The organism is Massilia sp. TSP1-1-2, from assembly GCF_049896185.1.
In the GTDB taxonomy this organism is placed as follows: domain Bacteria; phylum Pseudomonadota; class Gammaproteobacteria; order Burkholderiales; family Burkholderiaceae_D; genus Telluria_A.
In genome coordinates, this window is record NZ_JAFCTU010000005.1 from 190,449 (window position 1) to 206,368 (window position 15,920).

Annotated in this window: 16 protein-coding genes; 5 read left to right on the forward strand and 11 right to left on the reverse strand. The window is 62.6% G+C overall.

The features are described from left to right. Positions 1 to 11: 11 nt before the first annotated feature. The gene (locus tag ACP7BV_RS06520) at positions 12 to 752 is read right to left on the reverse strand and encodes an ABC transporter permease (protein WP_426102718.1); all 741 of its coding nucleotides are present in this window, start codon (positions 750 to 752) and stop codon (positions 12 to 14) included. Beyond that, positions 742 to 1,650: an ABC transporter ATP-binding protein gene (locus ACP7BV_RS06525; RefSeq protein WP_426102720.1), complete on the reverse strand. Its 909-nt coding sequence runs from the start codon at positions 1,648 to 1,650 to the stop codon at positions 742 to 744. Before ACP7BV_RS06525 ends, ACP7BV_RS06520 begins: the two co-directional genes overlap by 11 nt. Before the next feature lie 152 nt (positions 1,651 to 1,802). Here ACP7BV_RS06525 and ACP7BV_RS06530 point away from each other — a divergent pair, with 152 nt between their 5' ends. Both ACP7BV_RS06530 and ACP7BV_RS06535 read left to right on the forward strand, forming a co-directional pair. After that, positions 1,803 to 2,234 (forward strand): VOC family protein, encoded by a 432-nt coding sequence (locus tag ACP7BV_RS06530; RefSeq protein ID WP_426102722.1) that lies wholly within the window; start codon positions 1,803 to 1,805, stop codon positions 2,232 to 2,234. A gap of 417 nt (positions 2,235 to 2,651) precedes the next feature. Beyond that, entirely contained in the window at positions 2,652 to 3,284 is a 633-nt protein-coding gene (locus ACP7BV_RS06535; protein WP_426102724.1) for a phasin family protein, read from the forward strand. A 144-nt stretch (positions 3,285 to 3,428) separates the two neighbouring features. Here ACP7BV_RS06535 and ACP7BV_RS06540 read toward each other — a convergent pair whose 3' ends face one another. The 3 genes from ACP7BV_RS06540 to ACP7BV_RS06550 all read right to left on the reverse strand — a co-directional run bounded on the left by ACP7BV_RS06540 (position 3,429) and on the right by ACP7BV_RS06550 (position 6,533). After that, positions 3,429 to 4,637, reverse strand: a complete 1,209-nt coding sequence (locus ACP7BV_RS06540; RefSeq protein WP_426102726.1) for an acyltransferase family protein — start codon at positions 4,635 to 4,637, stop codon at positions 3,429 to 3,431. A 136-nt stretch (positions 4,638 to 4,773) separates the two neighbouring features. Further along, the gene (locus ACP7BV_RS06545) at positions 4,774 to 5,487 is read right to left on the reverse strand and encodes a LytR/AlgR family response regulator transcription factor (RefSeq protein WP_426102728.1); all 714 of its coding nucleotides are present in this window, start codon (positions 5,485 to 5,487) and stop codon (positions 4,774 to 4,776) included. After that, positions 5,475 to 6,533 carry a sensor histidine kinase gene (locus tag ACP7BV_RS06550; RefSeq protein ID WP_426102730.1) on the reverse strand — a complete coding sequence of 353 codons (1,059 nt, stop codon included), beginning with the start codon at positions 6,531 to 6,533 and terminating at the stop codon, positions 5,475 to 5,477. The genes ACP7BV_RS06545 and ACP7BV_RS06550 overlap by 13 nt, the downstream gene beginning before the upstream one ends. Positions 6,534 to 6,792: 259 nt before the next feature. Here ACP7BV_RS06550 and ACP7BV_RS06555 point away from each other — a divergent pair, with 259 nt between their 5' ends. After that, entirely contained in the window at positions 6,793 to 7,077 is a 285-nt protein-coding gene (locus ACP7BV_RS06555) for a WGxxGxxG family protein (protein WP_426102732.1), read from the forward strand. Positions 7,078 to 7,184: 107 nt separating this feature from the next. Here ACP7BV_RS06555 and ACP7BV_RS06560 read toward each other — a convergent pair whose 3' ends face one another. From ACP7BV_RS06560 to ACP7BV_RS06585, 6 genes are all read right to left on the reverse strand, one after another. After that, the gene (locus ACP7BV_RS06560; RefSeq protein ID WP_426102734.1) at positions 7,185 to 7,736 is read right to left on the reverse strand and encodes an outer membrane beta-barrel protein; all 552 of its coding nucleotides are present in this window, start codon (positions 7,734 to 7,736) and stop codon (positions 7,185 to 7,187) included. A 217-nt stretch (positions 7,737 to 7,953) separates the two neighbouring features. Continuing rightward, positions 7,954 to 8,328 (reverse strand): cupin domain-containing protein, encoded by a 375-nt coding sequence (locus tag ACP7BV_RS06565; protein ID WP_426102736.1) that lies wholly within the window; start codon positions 8,326 to 8,328, stop codon positions 7,954 to 7,956. 121 nt (positions 8,329 to 8,449) lie between these two features. Then, positions 8,450 to 9,421, reverse strand: a complete 972-nt coding sequence (locus ACP7BV_RS06570) for an FHA domain-containing protein (RefSeq protein ID WP_426102738.1) — start codon at positions 9,419 to 9,421, stop codon at positions 8,450 to 8,452. Continuing rightward, positions 9,418 to 10,854, reverse strand: coding sequence for a S1 family peptidase (locus tag ACP7BV_RS06575; RefSeq protein ID WP_426102740.1), 1,437 nt, complete (start codon positions 10,852 to 10,854; stop codon positions 9,418 to 9,420). Before ACP7BV_RS06575 ends, ACP7BV_RS06570 begins: the two co-directional genes overlap by 4 nt. 57 nt (positions 10,855 to 10,911) lie before the next feature. Continuing rightward, entirely contained in the window at positions 10,912 to 11,556 is a 645-nt protein-coding gene (gene ribA, locus ACP7BV_RS06580) for a GTP cyclohydrolase II (protein WP_426102742.1), read from the reverse strand. Between the two features lie 91 nt (positions 11,557 to 11,647). Beyond that, positions 11,648 to 12,349 carry a pirin family protein gene (locus ACP7BV_RS06585; protein ID WP_426102744.1) on the reverse strand — a complete coding sequence of 234 codons (702 nt, stop codon included), beginning with the start codon at positions 12,347 to 12,349 and terminating at the stop codon, positions 11,648 to 11,650. 237 nt (positions 12,350 to 12,586) lie between these two features. On the opposite strand from ACP7BV_RS06585, the gene ACP7BV_RS06590 reads away from it, so the two are divergent. Further along, positions 12,587 to 13,564 (forward strand): EAL and HDOD domain-containing protein, encoded by a 978-nt coding sequence (locus tag ACP7BV_RS06590; RefSeq protein ID WP_426102746.1) that lies wholly within the window; start codon positions 12,587 to 12,589, stop codon positions 13,562 to 13,564. A 168-nt stretch (positions 13,565 to 13,732) separates the two neighbouring features. Next, positions 13,733 to 15,892, forward strand: coding sequence for a putative bifunctional diguanylate cyclase/phosphodiesterase (locus tag ACP7BV_RS06595; protein ID WP_426102748.1), 2,160 nt, complete (start codon positions 13,733 to 13,735; stop codon positions 15,890 to 15,892). The last annotated feature ends 28 nt before the right edge of the window (positions 15,893 to 15,920 follow it).

Consider the following 15,920-nt stretch of genomic DNA (forward strand, 5'->3'; position numbering starts at 1 on the left):
TTCGCTTCCCGTCAATTCTCCACTTCGCGCCGCCCCAGCAGAATGGCCGAGACGGCCAGCAGCGCCGCGCCGACCACTGCGGCGAGCATCATCGCGTGCTGCTGCTTGGCCGGATCGCTACCCAGCATCGCCATGATCGGATACGACCATGGATACCAGACCCAGTAAGTGGAGCTGCCGATCTGCTGCGCCCCCATGGTGGCGACCACGCCTACCGCCAGCGGCAACACCAGGTTCTGGAAACGCCAGCTGATCGCGTGCTGGAACACCAGTACCGGGATGCAGGTCAGCGCCACCTTGCCCAAGATGGTCAGCAGCTCGATCGACAAGGCGCCGTCCATGGGCGCCCCCGCCAGCAGCAGGCCGCCGACCGTGAGCAGCGTGGCGCCCAGTAGCACCAGCGTCGAACCCACCACGAACAACCAGGCCAGGATGCCCTTGACGACAAACAGCTGCAACTGCAACAACGGCAACGTGAGCATCAGGCGCCAGGTCTGGTTCTTGTGTTCCTGGCCGTTGAGCAAACCGGTGATCAAGGCCATATACAGCGGCATCATGAAGTACGACCACGAACCCGTAATGCCGGTCCAGTAAAAGAACCACTGCCTGGCATCGATCTGCGCGATGTCGTGGCGCTTGACGAGCATGGCGAAGTTCAGCAGCACCACCACCAGCGGGATGACGAACATCATCAATAGCGCCAGCGAGCGCCGGATCTTGAGCAGTTCTACCGCAACGAGCTTACGAAACATGGTGCTCCCCCAAAAACCATTGTTCAAGCGACGGCGTGTGATACACCGACTGGTACAGCCGTATCCCCGCATGCACCAGCAGCGCGTGCACGCGGTCGGCATGGTGCCGCTCCACGCCTGACACCCGCAACTGCCCGCCTTCGGTGCGTTCGACCTGGTAGGCGGCGCCGGAGAGCAACTGGTGCGCGCGCGCAATGTCGCCCACGTCGATCGCCAGCGCGCCCGTCTGCTGCGCCAGCAAGTCGTCGATTGGCGCCTGGAAACGCACGCTGCCGCCCTTGAGCAGCGCCACATGGGTGGCCGTCTTTTCGATTTCCGCCAAGTTGTGGCTGGAGATAAAAATGCTGGTACCGTTGACGGCCGGCAGCGACTTGAGCAAGGTGCGAATGTCGAGCGTGCCTTCGGGATCGAGGCCGTTGGTCGGCTCGTCCATGATCAGCAGGCGAGGCGAGCCCAGCAGGGCGTGGGCGATCGCCAGGCGCTGCTTCATTCCCAACGAGAACTTGCCGATCAAGCGCCCGCGGGTTTTCTCGAGCTTGACCAGTTCCAGCACCCGCCCCACCTCGGTTGGCGCCAAGTCCTTGATGATGCAGCCAATGCGCAGGAATTCGTCGGCATTCAAGTTGGGGTACAGGCTGGGCGCGTCGACAATGGCGCCGATCTGGCTCAGGATGGCGCGGCGCTCTGTGCGCACGTCCATGCCCAGCACGTCGATGTCGCCGCGGTCGGCCCGCAACAGGCCGGTGATCATCCGAATCACCGTCGACTTGCCTTCACCGTTGTTGCCCAGGAAAGCAAAAATGCTGTGCTCGGGCACCGCCAGGCTGAGTCCGTCAATCACTTGGTGCTTGCCGAAGGCCTTGCACACCCCGCTCATCTGGATGACGTGGGAAATCATGATTTACCTTGGATCTGTTTTAATTAGTCAATATTAGCGGCGTGCCTTGGCTCAATCTTGCGCCAAGCGACAGGATGCGTTTTTTCAGCGCCCAACTGTCGAAATGTGGCAATCACGCTATGATGATATTTTGCGCAAGTGGGCCTACTGCCGTGTTCAAGCTCCGCCACATCGACCATATCGTGCTGCGTGTCATCAATCTGGACGCGATGATGCACTTTTATTGTTCGGTGCTGGGCTGCATCCTTGAGCGGCGCGACGACGCTGTCGGCCTGGTTCAGTTGCGTGCCGGCACTTCCTTGGTCGACTTGGTGCCCGTGGGTGGCAAGCTTGGCAGCATTGGCGGTGCTGCCCCAGGTGCGCAAGGGCGTAACGTCGATCATTTTTGTTTTCGCGTGGAAGCTTTCGATGCGGTCGCCATCCACGCCCACCTCGCCCACCATGGCGTTGCGGCCGGCCCCGTGGAGACGCGCTACGGCGCCGAAGGGCAGGGCCCTTCCCTCTATCTGCACGATCCTGAAGGTAATACGGTCGAATTGAAAGGTCCGCCGGCGGACCGCCATGGAACTTTCCGTGGTGTCTAAATCGCTCGAAAGCACTTGACCTACAGCATTTTTTGTTGCATTGCACCATCGTCCACAGAGGCAAGCATTCTGAGTCCTCCGGGAAAAAACACCGCCTCATTTTATTGCGCTGCAACATAAGCGTGCCAAGATGGGAAAAGTCGTGTTGACGACTTAAACACGATTGATCCAGATCAAAGGCGCGGACGCTCACTAACCTAGCCTTGCTACTTGTGCTGAAGACGTGCTGTCGGGTTCGCAGAAATCAACGACAGTCAGGTGTTCACCACTTCTTGCAGCGGCGAGACAACATATTGGCAACCAGCCCAGTTGTCTCGGAGCCGCATTCCTTTTCCATGAATTTTTCACATAGAGGTGCACATGTATCCATTCTCACAATCCGTTACTCCTGCTGTGCGTTCGCATCTCGATGCACAAATGTCGTTCATCAACGACATGTCCAAGTCGCTGTTCCAGTCGTTCCAGCAACTGTGCGACCTGAATATCCAGCTGACCCAGACCATGCTGGAAGAAGCCACCCAGACCGGGCAGCAAATGCTGACGGCTGACCGCCAGACCGACGTCATCAGCGCAGCAGCATCGCGCGCCCAGCCAGCAACCGACAAGCTGCGCGCGTACCAGCAGCACATCTCGCGCGTTGCAGCCGATGCGCAAGTCCAGCTCGCTCGCGTCACCGAGCAGCACGTTCAGGAAACCAGCCGCACCGCACGTGCGCTGGCCGATGAAGTGCAGCGTGTCGCAACCGAGGAAACCGAACGCAATATGCGCAACCAGCAAGAAACCATGCGCAAATTCAGTGACCCGTTTGCACAAAACGGTTCGCAGCGCGGCAATGGTGATATCCGTGGCGGCGCCAGTATGCAGAGCGGCCAGAGCGGCAGCTCGCAAGGTGGTTCGCAATCTGGTTCGCAAGGCGCCAGTAGCCAGGGCAGCTCGACCGGCGGCAGCCAGAGCGATCTGAGCGGCAGCGGCTTGCATGGCAGCGGCGCAAACATCGGCAGCAGCGCTTCGACCAGCGGCAAGAGCGGCGCAACTGGCAAGCCGTCGTAATTTCCTCTGTAGCATTCCCGTAGCTCAGGTGCTTGCCGCCTGAGTTCCAGGCCCGCCAACGGTTCGCTGTGGCGGGCTTTTCATCGTTTGCTCAAGAGCGTTGTTTGCTCAAGAAGCGTCATTTGCTCAAGAAAAGCGGCTTGCTCAAGAAAACTGCCGTTGCCAGCCCTTCGCGCCGACCGCGACCAATTCAGGTGCCGCGACGGGCCGTCCCAGCCCGAAAAACGGCCGCAACCATCCCACTCGCCGCACCAGCTCAAAGACGCCGAAGCTGATCGTGATCGTCAAGACAATCAAGATCAGGGCTTCCGGCCCCGGCGCTACCTTGGCCGGTTTGATCAGGTGCGCGATCGAGACGATCAGCGTCTGGTGCAGGATGTAGACCGGGAATACGGCCTCGGTCAAATAAACGCGGCTTGCATTATCCCGGTTCAGGTGACGTTGGGCAAACCCGCATGCGGCCATGATCGCGCTCCACGCGCACAGCATGTAGACCACGCGCATCGCCATGCGCCAGGTCTCAATGGCCGCGTGCAGCGCGGGATTGTCGGGCAGCGAGTAGAACACGATCAACGCGGCCCAGCTGGCACAAGCTAGCCCCAGCGCAATCCAGCGTGCATCGTCAAAGCGCTGCCACGCTGCGCCAGAGCGGCCCAGCATGGCGCCCAGGATAAACAACGGCAGATAAGTCGCATGGTTGTACCAGTCCCCCGTCAGGTCGTGGGTAGCGGGAAACCGCGACAGCAATGCGATGCGCGCCATGCCCAGCACCGCCACCGGCAACACGATCAGCTTCCAGCCGGCCAGCGCGGCGACGACCTTGCGCGCGACAGCGTCAAAACGCGGTCCGAGCGCCAGCACGATCGCGCCCAGCACCAGTGTATAGACCCACAGGTAGGCGACGAACCACAGATGGTTCCAGGTCGGCAGGCGAAGGCATTCGGTGCTGCGGCAAAAGTCGCCATTGGTCGTCATGTACAGGTGCATGAATTGGCTATAGCTGGCGTTGTAGGCGACCTTTTCCACCAGTTCAAAATACGCCTGCGGCGGCACGATCACGAACATGCCGAACACCAGCGGCACCAGCAGGCGCACGCTGCGCTGGCGCATGAAGCGCGCCGCGCCAACCTTGGCCAGCATGAAGCTGGCCGCCACGCCCGAGATCAGAAACAGCAGGCCAAGACGCCATGGCGAGGACAGCATCATGAACGGCTCGGCCACGTCGCTGGCGAAAGCGCTCTTGACGTGCCAGTCCCAGGTCACGTAGTACATGCCCACGTGGTACAGAATCAAGACCAGGAAGGCGAGAATGCGTACCCAGTCAAGGAAATACAAGCGGCTGTTCGGATTCATGAAAAGACTTCGCTGAAGATGTGGATGACAGCTACAGCGTAAGAGGCCGGCGCGCGCCCGGCCAGCGACATGTGGCGAGCCGGGATGCCGGTGGGGCGAAACGGATGCTCTGGCCCCTGTCGATTACTCGGACGGACTACGAAAGTTTTTCGATGACGCCGGCGCGGTATTGGCGGCTGCACGGCACGCGCGCGCCGCCCCGCAGCACCAGTTCGCAATCGCCCTTGTCCAGCGCAATGACGCGCTCGATCCAGTTCAGCTGCACGGCCGCGCGCCGGTGGCAGCGCACAAAACCCGGACCGAGTTTGTCCAGCAGGCCGGCCAGCGTCTGGCGCATCAGCGGCGTCTCGGCCCCCGTGTGCAGCACGACATAATTGTCGGCCGTCTCCAGCCATTGCAGCTGGTCGACCTTGATCACGCGGGTGACGCCGCGCTCGCTAATGAGCAGCTGGCGCACCGCGTGGCCGCTGTCAAAGGCCGGCACGCTGTGCGGCGCGCGCAGGCGCAGGCGCACCCGTTCGAGCGCGCGCTGCAGCCTGGCCTGGTCGTAGGGCTTGAGCAGATAGTCGATGGCGTTGGCGTCGAACGCCTTGATGGCGTACTGGTCGAAGGCGGTGGCGAACACGATCAGCGGCGCGGGCGCCGGCAGCGAGGCGGCCAGCTCGATCCCGCTGATTTCCGGCATCTGGATATCGAGGAAAGCCACGTCCGGCTTGAAGGCCGCGACCTCCTCGAGCGCCTCGACGCCGTCGCGCGCTTCGGCCAGCGCCGTGACGTCGGCTTCCTGCGCCAGCAGCCGGCGCAGCTTGTCGCGCGCGGGGCGCTCGTCGTCGACGATCAGGATCCGCATGGCAGCCGCATCTCGGCGCGCACGCCTGCCGGCGCCAGCTGCGTCAGCGCCAGCGTGGCGCGCTCGCCGTACAGCACCGAGAGGCGCTCGCGCAAGTTGGACAGGCCAATGCCGCTTGAGGCGGGAGCGTGGGTCAGCACGCCCGTGTCGTCGTCCAGGCGCACCAGCAGAACGCCGTCGGTGCAAGTGGCCGAGATGGTAATGTGGGTCAGCTGGCGGCGCCGCTCCACCGTGTGCTTGAAGATGTTCTCCAGCAGTGGCTGGATGCTCATGACCGGCAGCACGCACGCGAGCGTGTCGTCTTCGATGCGCCAGGCGATTGCCACGCGCTCGGCATAGCGCTCCTGCATCACGCGCGCGTAACCTTGCGCCAGGCGCAGTTCGGTCGCCAAAGGCGCCTCGTGCAGGTCGCTCACGTCAAGCGTGGTGCGCAGCACGTCGGCGAGCTGGATCAACGTCGCGTCGGCCCGGTCGACGTCGGTATGCATCAGCGACGAAATGGTGTTGAGCGCGTTGAACAGGAAGTGCGGCTGCATCTGCTGGGCCAGGCGCTGAAGCTGGGCCTGGCGTAGCAGCGCATTGGCCTTTTCGACGCGTAGCTTTTCTTCGAGCAGCTGCAAGTACGACAGGACGCCGAAGCGCACCAGGTAGATCAGGATGATGAAAACGGTGAGCTTGGCCGACTCGTAGACGAAGGTCTCGCCCCAGGGTTCATGTTCGTAGCGCTGGCCGGCCATGGCGTAGACGGCGTGGCGGATGCCGAAGGCGATCGGGACGAATGCAGTCCAGTACAGCGGCAGCCACATGGCCTGCAAGCTGAACCAGCGCGCCGGCTGGTTAATCAGGTCATCGCGGCTGCGCGTGAAGTAATACTGAATCAGGAGCAGGCAGGTACCGGCAAAAAAAGACGAGCTTTCCCACAGCACCGGCTGCCAGTAGGCGTGGCCTTCGTCGCGCGCGTAATCCTGGACCGCGACCGCGACCATCATTGCCCAGAACAGCAGAAGGGCCAGTGCGAAGAAGCGTTTGCCTCGGTGGATGGACATGGGCGCCTATCGTAAAGGTTGCCGATTATAAGGTGAAGCCGCTTCCAGCGGTACCGCTGCGATCTGCTGCCAGAACCTGTTGCCAGAGCCAGGCTGCCACTGCCGCCCACGCAATTTCCAGCCGATAATTTGGTCGGCAAATTCCCACATGGGCGCAATACCTTGCCCTACCTTGCAGCGCATGAGCCTGCCATAAGATTTGTTTTCTTCGATTGCCCGAAGAGCCCCTCGATAACTTCCCCACAACCTGCAAGGAGCCATGATGAAACCAGTTCAAACCGTTAGCCAAGTCCTCGCCGCTGTTGCCCTCAGCGCGGCATGCGCCCTTCCCGCCATGGCGCAGAACACGGCGCCTGCCGAGACCACGGCCAACAATATGGCAGCCACTTCGACCGCGACACCGACCACCACGACGACCGAGCGCGTTGAAGAAAAGCATCGTGATTTCGGCTGGATCGGCCTGCTCGGCCTCGCCGGTCTGCTCGGCTTGCGCCGCAAACCGGAAGAACATCGCTTGACCACGACCATGAGCCCGCAGCGTTAAGCTACAGCGCGGTTGGCCTGATCGAACACGGCGGATGGGGGCGAACACGACATCGCTGACGTTTCCCCTCCGCTTGCACGCAGCGCATCGTTGAAATGCCCGGCAGCCTAAAAGCGATACTTGATGCCAGCTTCCAGGTTGCGCACTTGCATCCGCGCTTCGCGCTTGTTGCTGGTGCCATAGTCGTTCAATTCCAGCGTTGCCGAAAAGCGCTCCGAGAAGCGATATTCCGTCCCTACGCCCAGCAAGGGCGTGGTCGATTCAAACGTAAAGCTGGTGCTGCCCGGCACGTCAACCACCATGCGCTGCCGCGCCACGCCGACCTTGCCGGTCAGCAGCCATTTATCGTTCAAGTTCATGCTGCCTTTGATGGCCGCGTGAAAAATGCCAAACAGCGCCGTTGGCTCGCCGTTAAAGGTGTACTCGCCAAAAAACGTGATGCCGCCCTCGACCGCAAAGTTGGGGTGGAAGGCGTAGCCGACATAACCGTTCAAGGGCAACGGATTGTTGTTGCTGTCAAGCGACGTCAAGCCGTCCCTGATGGTCACCTTGCCGCTGCCGGCGCCGACTGCCAGGCCGACATAGGCGGATGGATCGGCGTGGACGGCAGGCGCTGCCGTCGCAGCGGCAACCAGCGTTGCGAACAGGATCTTCTTCATTGCAAACCTTCAGTAGTCAGTGAGTCGCGAAAAATATAGCCTGCCGCGCTTGCCTTGCTACGGAAAGTCGGGATGCCAATGCGATATTGACGAATGGTAATGTATGAGCTGCCGTTCTGACAAGCTTGTGGTCGCGGCGCCGCCATCTCTTACACGCGTCTGCGCCCTGATCGTCTTTCACCGACTTTGGCAGGCACAAGACAGGCGAGGCCGCTATTCATCGGGAACCATCGGTGGACTCTGGAAGGGCGGCAGCAGACTCGCCACCCTTCGGCCCCCAAAATACAACCCACGTCGAAAAGTCCGGCGTGAACGCCGTAAAGCGGTGCTCCACGCCGGCACCGACGAAAAAGCAGTCCCCGGGCGCGAAGCCGTACTGCGATTCTCCAATGGCAATTGTCCCGCTGCCCTGCTGGATAAAGTAGAGTTCGTCCTGTTCGTGCGGCGACTGCTGATCGCTGCCGATGGGCGCATACAGTTCGACGGACATTGAACCGTGCGCCATGGCTGCGATGAACGGGGCGCCGGAAGGCCAACGTTCGCTGGCTTTGCCAGGAAGCAATCGCATGAGTTCGGAAGCAGAAGCTTTCATTATTTACCGCCTGCGTGAAAGGTCCATGACGGTTTCCCTGTCATTGACGGGTCTGCCCGCGCCGGTGCGCTACCTGCGTTTGCGCTCTTCCGGCAAGCAAGCTATGTCTCAATTGATCCTGCTACTCGTCGCCGCTCTCATCATCTTTTACCTTCTTGGTCCGCTCCTCATCGAGCTTCTTCTTGAGCGCAGTCACGTCGCCCATGAATTCGTCGACGCTGTGATCGGGACTCACGCGCATCGATGGTTGCAGCACCACCGACATATACGGATCATCGGCCAGGCTGCCGGTGCGCTGCTCGTTACTGAGCAGTTTCAGACCGGACCCCAGCAGCGCGAGCACCACGCACGCGAGCGCAAAGCGGCGCGTGTTATGCGGCTTGACCGTCCCCAGGTGATAGAACACCACGCCGGCGGCGATCGCGATCGCCGCGTGCGAGCTGTAACGGGTCAGCCCTTCGAGCGAAAACGCATACGCCGTCGCGCTCGAAATGATCTTGTAGGCGGTCAGCGCCGTCACGCCGCAGCCAAAGATGAACAAATGCCGCCCCAGCCGCGCGTGGCGCCCGAACAGGCGGTTGGCGAACGCCCACGCGCCGCTCCAGACCAGCCCCGCGCCAATGCCGTACGCCAGCGCCTGGATATAGCGCACCAGCTGGAACGCCTGTGTGTCGTTGATCCACACCATGAACAGCGCCACCGCGCCGATCATCAGCATGCCCACCAGCCCCGGCAGCACGCCTTCCCAGCCGTGGCGCGTGCGGTCCAGCATTTCAGGCGCCACGGCAAAATCGGCGGCGCGCACGCGCAGCGTGGTGTGGCCGATCCGCACCACGGTGTTGCCCGTCAGCGCCAGCGTCGCATGGCGCTTGCCCCGATGGATCACGCCGTTCTTGCTGCCCAGGTCGCGCAGCACGATGGCGCCGTCGGCGTCAGCTTCAATCACGGCGTGGCGCGGCGCGGCAAAGGCGTCGTCGAGAATAAAATCGTTGTCGTAGCCGCGTCCGAGCCGGATCGGCAGCGTATTGACCTGATGCCGGTGCAGCACGTCGCCATTGCGCGCCAGCGTTTCGATGAAGTAGGGCGCGCTCATTTGGCGCCCCTGCGGCCCAGCGCATCGAGAAACGCGCGCGTGGTGCGCAAACCGTTTTCGTACGAAACGCCCGAGACGTCGAGCCGGCTTTGCAAATTGGCCCTGCCGTCGTCGGTGCTGGCCGTGAGCAACGTAAAGTTGTACAGGCCCGCGAACTTGCGATACGCGCGCACGCAACTGACCACCCGCAGCGGCAGCGTCTTGGTCTTGACGAAGCTTTCGGTGCACATCGGGCCGGTCAGGCGCGCATCCTTGTTGTTGCCCAGATTTTCCGCCTTGAACAGCGTGCTGGCCAGCGCAGCAAAACGCAATTCATCCAGGCTGGTGGAACGCACGTACTGGTGCGTCATCGAGACATGCCCGGTCTGCTGCGACTCCGACACGAAAATGGCCGACTCCATCGCGCAGGCGATGGTGTCAGCATTGAAGGTCGCTTCGGCCTTGACATTCGAGCGCCCCCAGCAGCGCACCTGCTCGGACTCGCGCACCGGCACCACGTACGGTCCCATCATCTTCAGGTCGAGCGGGGCGTCGAGCAGGCGGTCGATCATCGCGCGCTGATGCGCCAGCAACTGCTGGCCGATCAGCGGATTGAAGTCTTTGGGCGGGGCCGGCTGCGCGGCCACCTTTTTCAGCAGTTCCTGGGCAAAGCGGATCGGCACCAGGAAGCTGACCAGCTCCCCGTCGCGCCGCTTCGACACGTTCACGCCGGCCACCACCCCGTCCACCGTCACGCTCGGGCCGCCGCTCATGCCCGAGTTGATCGGGCCGGTAAACATCAGCTGGTCGTAAAAGCTGCGCGAGATGATGCCGTTGTACGAGCCTTCGGAGATCGCAAAGCCCAGGTCTAGCGGATTGCCCAGCGAGTACAGATACTGGCCTTGCGTCAGCTTGACGGGCTTGTCGGGCACCTCGAAAAAGCCGGTGCCGGCGCGGTTGATGCGCACCACGGCCAGGTCATGCAGCACGTCCACGGCCAGCAGTTGCACCGGGCCGCTCTTGCCGTCGGTGTCGACAAATTCGCCCACATATACGTCCGGGTCGATCGCCATTTGCGACACCACGTGGTAGTTGGTCAGCACCAGGTTGCTGGTGCCGACCATGAAGCCCGAGCCCACGGAAGACTGGCTGCGCCCGTTCTTGAGCAGCATGCGGATTTGCAAAAGGTCGCCCTTGGCGGCCGAATACAGCTTTTGCGCAGCCGACGAGGGTGGCGGCAGCGGGGCGGCATCGTCAATCGCGGCGCTGGTCGCCGCACCGGTGGCAGGCGGCACGGCTGCGGTGGGCGGTACGGCGATGGCAGCGGCAGGCGGCGCCACTGGCGCGGGAAGTTTGATCGGGGCGGGGGCTTTAGCCGGGGGCGCGCTTTGCGCCGCGTGCGCGCCATGGGCGGCCAGGCACGACATCAGCACGGCAATCGGAATTAATTTCATGCAATCCTTGGCAAAATGATTCTTCGTCTTGCCGCCAGCTTACCGTATCCGCACCAATCAGAGTTCGCCGTCCTGTGCGACGGCCTCGGCCAGCGGCGTCATCATGTGGCCGAGCTTGGCGGCCTTGGTGTCAAGGTAGCCCGTGTTGAAGGCATTGCGGTTCACCAGCAGCGGCACGCGCTCGGTCACGCGCACGCCCAGTTTTTCCATCGCTTCGATCTTGCGGGGATTGTTGGTCATCAGGCGCAGCGAACGGATGCCGAATTGGGCGAACATGGGCTGGCACAATTCGTAATTGCGTGCGTCCGCATGAAAGCCGAGCGCGACGTTGGCTTCGACCGTGTCGGCGCCGGCTTCCTGCAGGCGGTAAGCGCGAATCTTGTTCACCAGCCCGATGCCGCGGCCTTCCTGGCGCAGGTACAGCAAGATGCCGCGGCCTTCGTCGGCAATGCGCTTGAGGGCGCCCTCGAGTTGGGCGCCGCAGTCGCAACGTTGTGAAAAGAGTACGTCGCCGGTCAGGCATTCGGAGTGCACGCGCGCCAGCACCGGTTCGCCATTGCCGATCTCGCCCAGCGTCATGGCCAGGTGTTCCTTGCCGGTGGCATGCTCCACAAACGCATGCAGCGTGAACTGCGCCCACGGGGTGGGGAGCAGGCACGAGGTGGTGTAATCCAACAAATCTTGGTGCGGGACGGACGGCATGGTGCTGTTCTCAAATCTATTGCTGTAGCCCCAAGTGTAGCGGAAAACCCGGCCTCCCGTTGGGGGCCGGGCTCTAAAGCTGCCTGTCTGATCAGTAGGGCAGGTCGAATACCAGCACTTCGGCCGCCTCGGCCTGGCTAAGGCGAATGGCGCTTTCGCCACTGATCTTGAGCGCGTCGCCCCCTTCCAGCGTGGTGCCGTTGACGTTGATGCGCCCACGCACCACGTGCACGTAGCCGGTGCGCCCTGCCGTGAGCGCGTGTTCGGCGCTGTCGGCCCCGTTCAGGATTGCCGCGTACAGGGCCGCATCCTGGTGGATCAGCACCGAACCGTCGCGCCCGTCGCTCGAGGCCACCAGGCGCAGCTGTCCTTGCTTGGAGTGGGGCGCAAAATGCTTTTCCTCGTAACTGGGCGCAATGCCGGTCACGTGCGGCTTGATCCAGATCTGCAAAAAATGCACCGGTTCGCTTTGCGAGCCGTTAAATTCGCTGTGGCGTACGCCCGAGCCTGCGCTCATGCGCTGCACGTCGCCGTAATGGAGCACGGAACCGGTGCCCAGGCTGTCTTTGTGTTCCAGCGCGCCCTCCAGCACGTAGGAAATGATTTCCATGTCGCGGTGGCCGTGCGTGCCAAAACCCTGGCCCGGCGCCACCTGGTCTTCGTTGATGACCAATAGCGGGCCGAAACCGACGTGTTGCGGATCGTGGTAGTCGCCGAATGAAAACGTATGCTGCGACTGCAGCCAGCCGTGGTTTGCATTGCCGCGTTCTGCGCTTTTTCTGACTTCCAGCATGATGTGCTCCGGTAAAGTTGAGATGCAATAATTTCGATGTGTTTGCCTGACTGATGTAGCCAGTATAGAAGCACTGCACACAATTGAAAAACGGAGAATCTCATCAGCTATGATCGAAAAAATCGAACATGACAAATAGTAGCGGTTCGGGGGCGCAATTGTCGGGATTGCAATCGTCGGTGGCTGGCAAACATTTAGATGTACTATAGGAATAATTGGGAACCATTGCGACAAAAAATGACAACTTCCTCGGCTCCGTTGGTGTTTTTCCGCGTATTGGCAAACCAGAGCGGCGCGCCCGCCGCGCTGTTGATGGATATCGGCCCGGGCAACGCGGCTGACGTGCTGGCGCTGTTCGACAGCGCCGATTTTGTCGCCCTTGGCGGCGGGATGCCGTGCTACTACCGCACGGCGCTGGCCGTTCCGCTGGCCGAGGCGCTCAGCGCCGCCGGTTGGCACCAGCTGGTGCTCGGCACGCTGCTGCGCGAGGACAAGCGCCTGCTGCAGGAAGCCATCCCGCAAGGCACGCTGCTCATTGAAGGCGACTGGTACATGGCGGCGCCGCCCAAGGCCACCGGCGCCCAGGCCGCCTCGCGCGCCTTGTCGCTGCAACTGGCGCAGCTGGTCGCCGCCGACGCCCACACCCACGATATCGAAGCGCTGCTGCGCAAAGATCCCACGCTGTCCTACCACTTGCTAAGGCTGGTCAATTCGCTCGGCATGGGCACCGGGCGGCGCATCACCAGTTTTTCGCAGGCCATCCTGATCCTGGGGCGCCAGCAATTGCGGCGCTGGGTCAACCTGATGCTGTTTGCGGCGCGCCAGGGCGATGTTCGCTCCGGGATGCTGCTTGCGCGCGTGGCAGTGCGCGCGCGGTTGCTCGAACAACTGGCCAAGGCGCGCGGCCTGGACAAGCATACCCAGGACCAGGCTTTCATCATCGGCATGTTTTCGCTGCTCGGCGTCCTGTTCGGCATGCCGCTGACCGAGGTGCTTGCGCCGCTGTCGATGAGCGACACGGTGCACCAGGCGCTGCTCGAGTACAAGGGCGAGCTTGGCCTGATGCTGCGCCTGTCCGAAGCGTTTGAAGAGGGCGACGATGCCGCCGTCGCCGGCCAGCTCGCCGCATTGGGGCTGGGCGTGGCCGAATTTAACGCGGCGGCGACCGACGCCAACCTCTGGATGCTTGGCGCGCTAGCAGCTTGTCGGACTTAACGAGGCGAGCCGGAAATTCAGCTGGCCGAGGACAGATTTCGACGATTTTGAAGGTCAATAGTGGTTCTATTGACCAAAAAAGCGGTAAAATATGGACCGGTCAGGTGGATTTTTCGGCCGCCTCCATTAAGTCCGACAGGCTGCTAGACGGCGCCCAGGCCGGCTTCGATGCCTGAAACGGCGCTGGAGCGCTGTCTGCTCCTGGTGCGCGCGGCCCGCGCTCTCGACGGCGCGGAGTTGGCACACACCTCGGCACACACCCTGGCGCAGCTGGAAGCGGCGCTCTTGCAAGCGAACACGGAGCAGCACGCGCAACGTGTTGACGAGGCCCTTGATCCGGTCATCATGCTCGACGCGGCCGGCTACCTGACCGGCTGGAGCAAGGGCGCCGAAGCGATGTTCGGCTACACCCGCCAGGAAGCGATCGGCCAGCACGTGCTGTTCCTGTACGGCGACGCCGACCGCGGCGAGACCGTACGCGAACTGTTTTTGGAAGGCGGCGCAGGGCTGATCGAAGCGCAGCGCCGCACCAAAAGCGGGTTTCTGATCTGGGTACGGCTGGCCGTGTCGATGCTCCACGACGACGCCCTGCAGCCGGCGGGCAGGCTGGTGCACCTGTCGAACGCGGTGGAGCACTTGAACGCGGCCGAAAAGACCCGCCTGCACGCGCGCATCATCGAAGACAGCGACCAGGGCGTGCTCATTACCGACGCCAGTGAGCGCATCGTCTCGATCAACAGTTCGTTTACGCGCATCACCGGCTATTCGCCGCTTGAAGCCATCGGCCAGACGCCCGACCTGCTGCGCTCGGGCGTGCACGACGCCGAGTTTCGCGCCAAGGTGCGCGCCGCGATGGCCGGCGAAGGCGCCTGGCGTGGCGAAATCATCGGCAGGCGCAAGAACGGCGAACTGTTCCCGCAGTCGGTCACCATCAGCGTGGTGAGAAGTGCGCAAGGCGTGATCACGCATACGTTTTCGCTGTTTTCCGACATCAGCGTGCACAAAGACGCCGAGGCGCGCATGCAGCGCATGGCCAACTACGACAGCGTGACCGGGCTGCCGAACCGCGCCTTGCTTGGCACCTTGCTGCGCCAGGTGCTGGTCGAGGCGCACCGCATCGGCCAGCACGGCGCGCTGATGGTCGTAGAAATTGGCCGCATCGGCGCCATTGGCGACACGCTCGGCGACGACGTTGCGAGCGACTTGATATCTGAGATTGGACGGCGCTTTCGGCAACTGATCCGCCCCGACGACATTTTGGCGCGCATCGAAGGGGACCGCTTTGCCGTCGCCATGCCGCTGATTGAAAAACGCGAGCACGCCGCCATCGTCGCCGACAAGCTGCTCAGCGCCCTGGCGCACCCGATCGTCGTGGCCGGCCACAGCCTGCAGGTGAGCGCGCGGATCGGCATTGCGATTTATCCCGACGACGCCGCCGACAGCGCCACGCTGGTGCGCTACGCCGACGTGGCCATGACCAAGTGCGCCGCTCTGCACGCCTGCGGCTACCTGTTCTACCACCGCGAAATGGACCAGCGCGCCAAGGAGCACATGCGACTGGAGACCGAGCTGCGCGCCGCGCTTGCCGCCGGTGAGCTGGCGCTGCACTACCAACCCAAGGTCAGCCTGCGCAGCGGACGCATCGTGGGCGCCGAAGCGCTGCTGCGCTGGCGCCATCCGCAGCGCGGCATGATCGCGCCTGCCATGTTCATCCCCTTGGCCGAGGAAACCGGGCTCATACTCGACATCGGCAGCTGGGTGCTGGACCAGGCGTGCCGCCAGGTGCGCGCCTGGGGCGACGCCGGCCTTGCCACCCCCCCCATCGCGGTCAACCTGTCGGCGCGCCAGTTCGACGCGCAGCTGCCCGCGCGCCTGCACGCAGTGCTGGGCCGCCATGGCGTCGAGCCGCGCCAGCTGATGCTGGAAATTACCGAGAGCCTGCTGGTCAAGGGCGCCGACGTCGTCGCCATCATGAACGCGCTGGTGGCGATGGGCATGACGCTGGCGCTGGACGATTTTGGCACCGGCTACTCCAGCCTGGCCTACCTGAAGCGTTTTCCCATCAGCACGCTCAAGATCGACCGCAGCTTCGTGATCGGCCTGCCGCACGAGGAAAACGATTGCGCCATCGCGCGCGCCATCGTCACCATGGCCCAGCAATTGCGTCAGGAGATTGTTGCCGAAGGCGTTGAAACAGCCGAACAGATGGCTTTCCTGCGCGACCTTGGCTGCGACCAATTGCAAGGTTACTTGTTCAGTCCGGCTGTAACTGCCGACGAATTCGCCGCCATGCTGCGCGCAGGAAAGACGCTGCTGCTTTCTCCGTGACGCGCCTTCGCCCGGCTGTTTTAGCTCA

What these genes read in the sequence shown, in the direction of transcription:
- ACP7BV_RS06570 (WP_426102738.1), bottom strand. Translation starts at nt 9,421, where the DNA reads ATGAGCGCGCCCTACTTCATCGAAACGCTGGCGCGCAATGGCGACGTG.
- ACP7BV_RS06555 (WP_426102732.1), top strand. Translation starts at nt 6,793, where the DNA reads ATGATGAAACCAGTTCAAACCGTTAGCCAAGTCCTCGCCGCTGTTGCC.
- ACP7BV_RS06545 (WP_426102728.1), bottom strand. Translation starts at nt 5,487, where the DNA reads ATGCGGATCCTGATCGTCGACGACGAGCGCCCCGCGCGCGACAAGCTG.
- ACP7BV_RS06560 (WP_426102734.1), bottom strand. Translation starts at nt 7,736, where the DNA reads ATGAAGAAGATCCTGTTCGCAACGCTGGTTGCCGCTGCGACGGCAGCG.
- ACP7BV_RS06540 (WP_426102726.1), bottom strand. Translation starts at nt 4,637, where the DNA reads ATGAATCCGAACAGCCGCTTGTATTTCCTTGACTGGGTACGCATTCTC.
- ACP7BV_RS06565 (WP_426102736.1), bottom strand. Translation starts at nt 8,328, where the DNA reads ATGAAAGCTTCTGCTTCCGAACTCATGCGATTGCTTCCTGGCAAAGCC.
- ACP7BV_RS06550 (WP_426102730.1), bottom strand. Translation starts at nt 6,533, where the DNA reads ATGTCCATCCACCGAGGCAAACGCTTCTTCGCACTGGCCCTTCTGCTG.
- ACP7BV_RS06575 (WP_426102740.1), bottom strand. Translation starts at nt 10,854, where the DNA reads ATGAAATTAATTCCGATTGCCGTGCTGATGTCGTGCCTGGCCGCCCAT.
- ACP7BV_RS06590 (WP_426102746.1), top strand. Translation starts at nt 12,587, where the DNA reads ATGACAACTTCCTCGGCTCCGTTGGTGTTTTTCCGCGTATTGGCAAAC.
- ACP7BV_RS06535 (WP_426102724.1), top strand. Translation starts at nt 2,652, where the DNA reads ATGTCGTTCATCAACGACATGTCCAAGTCGCTGTTCCAGTCGTTCCAG.
- ACP7BV_RS06585 (WP_426102744.1), bottom strand. Translation starts at nt 12,349, where the DNA reads ATGCTGGAAGTCAGAAAAAGCGCAGAACGCGGCAATGCAAACCACGGC.
- ACP7BV_RS06520 (WP_426102718.1), bottom strand. Translation starts at nt 752, where the DNA reads ATGTTTCGTAAGCTCGTTGCGGTAGAACTGCTCAAGATCCGGCGCTCG.
- ribA (WP_426102742.1), bottom strand. Translation starts at nt 11,556, where the DNA reads ATGCCGTCCGTCCCGCACCAAGATTTGTTGGATTACACCACCTCGTGC.
- ACP7BV_RS06525 (WP_426102720.1), bottom strand. Translation starts at nt 1,650, where the DNA reads ATGATTTCCCACGTCATCCAGATGAGCGGGGTGTGCAAGGCCTTCGGC.
- ACP7BV_RS06595 (WP_426102748.1), top strand. Translation starts at nt 13,733, where the DNA reads ATGCCTGAAACGGCGCTGGAGCGCTGTCTGCTCCTGGTGCGCGCGGCC.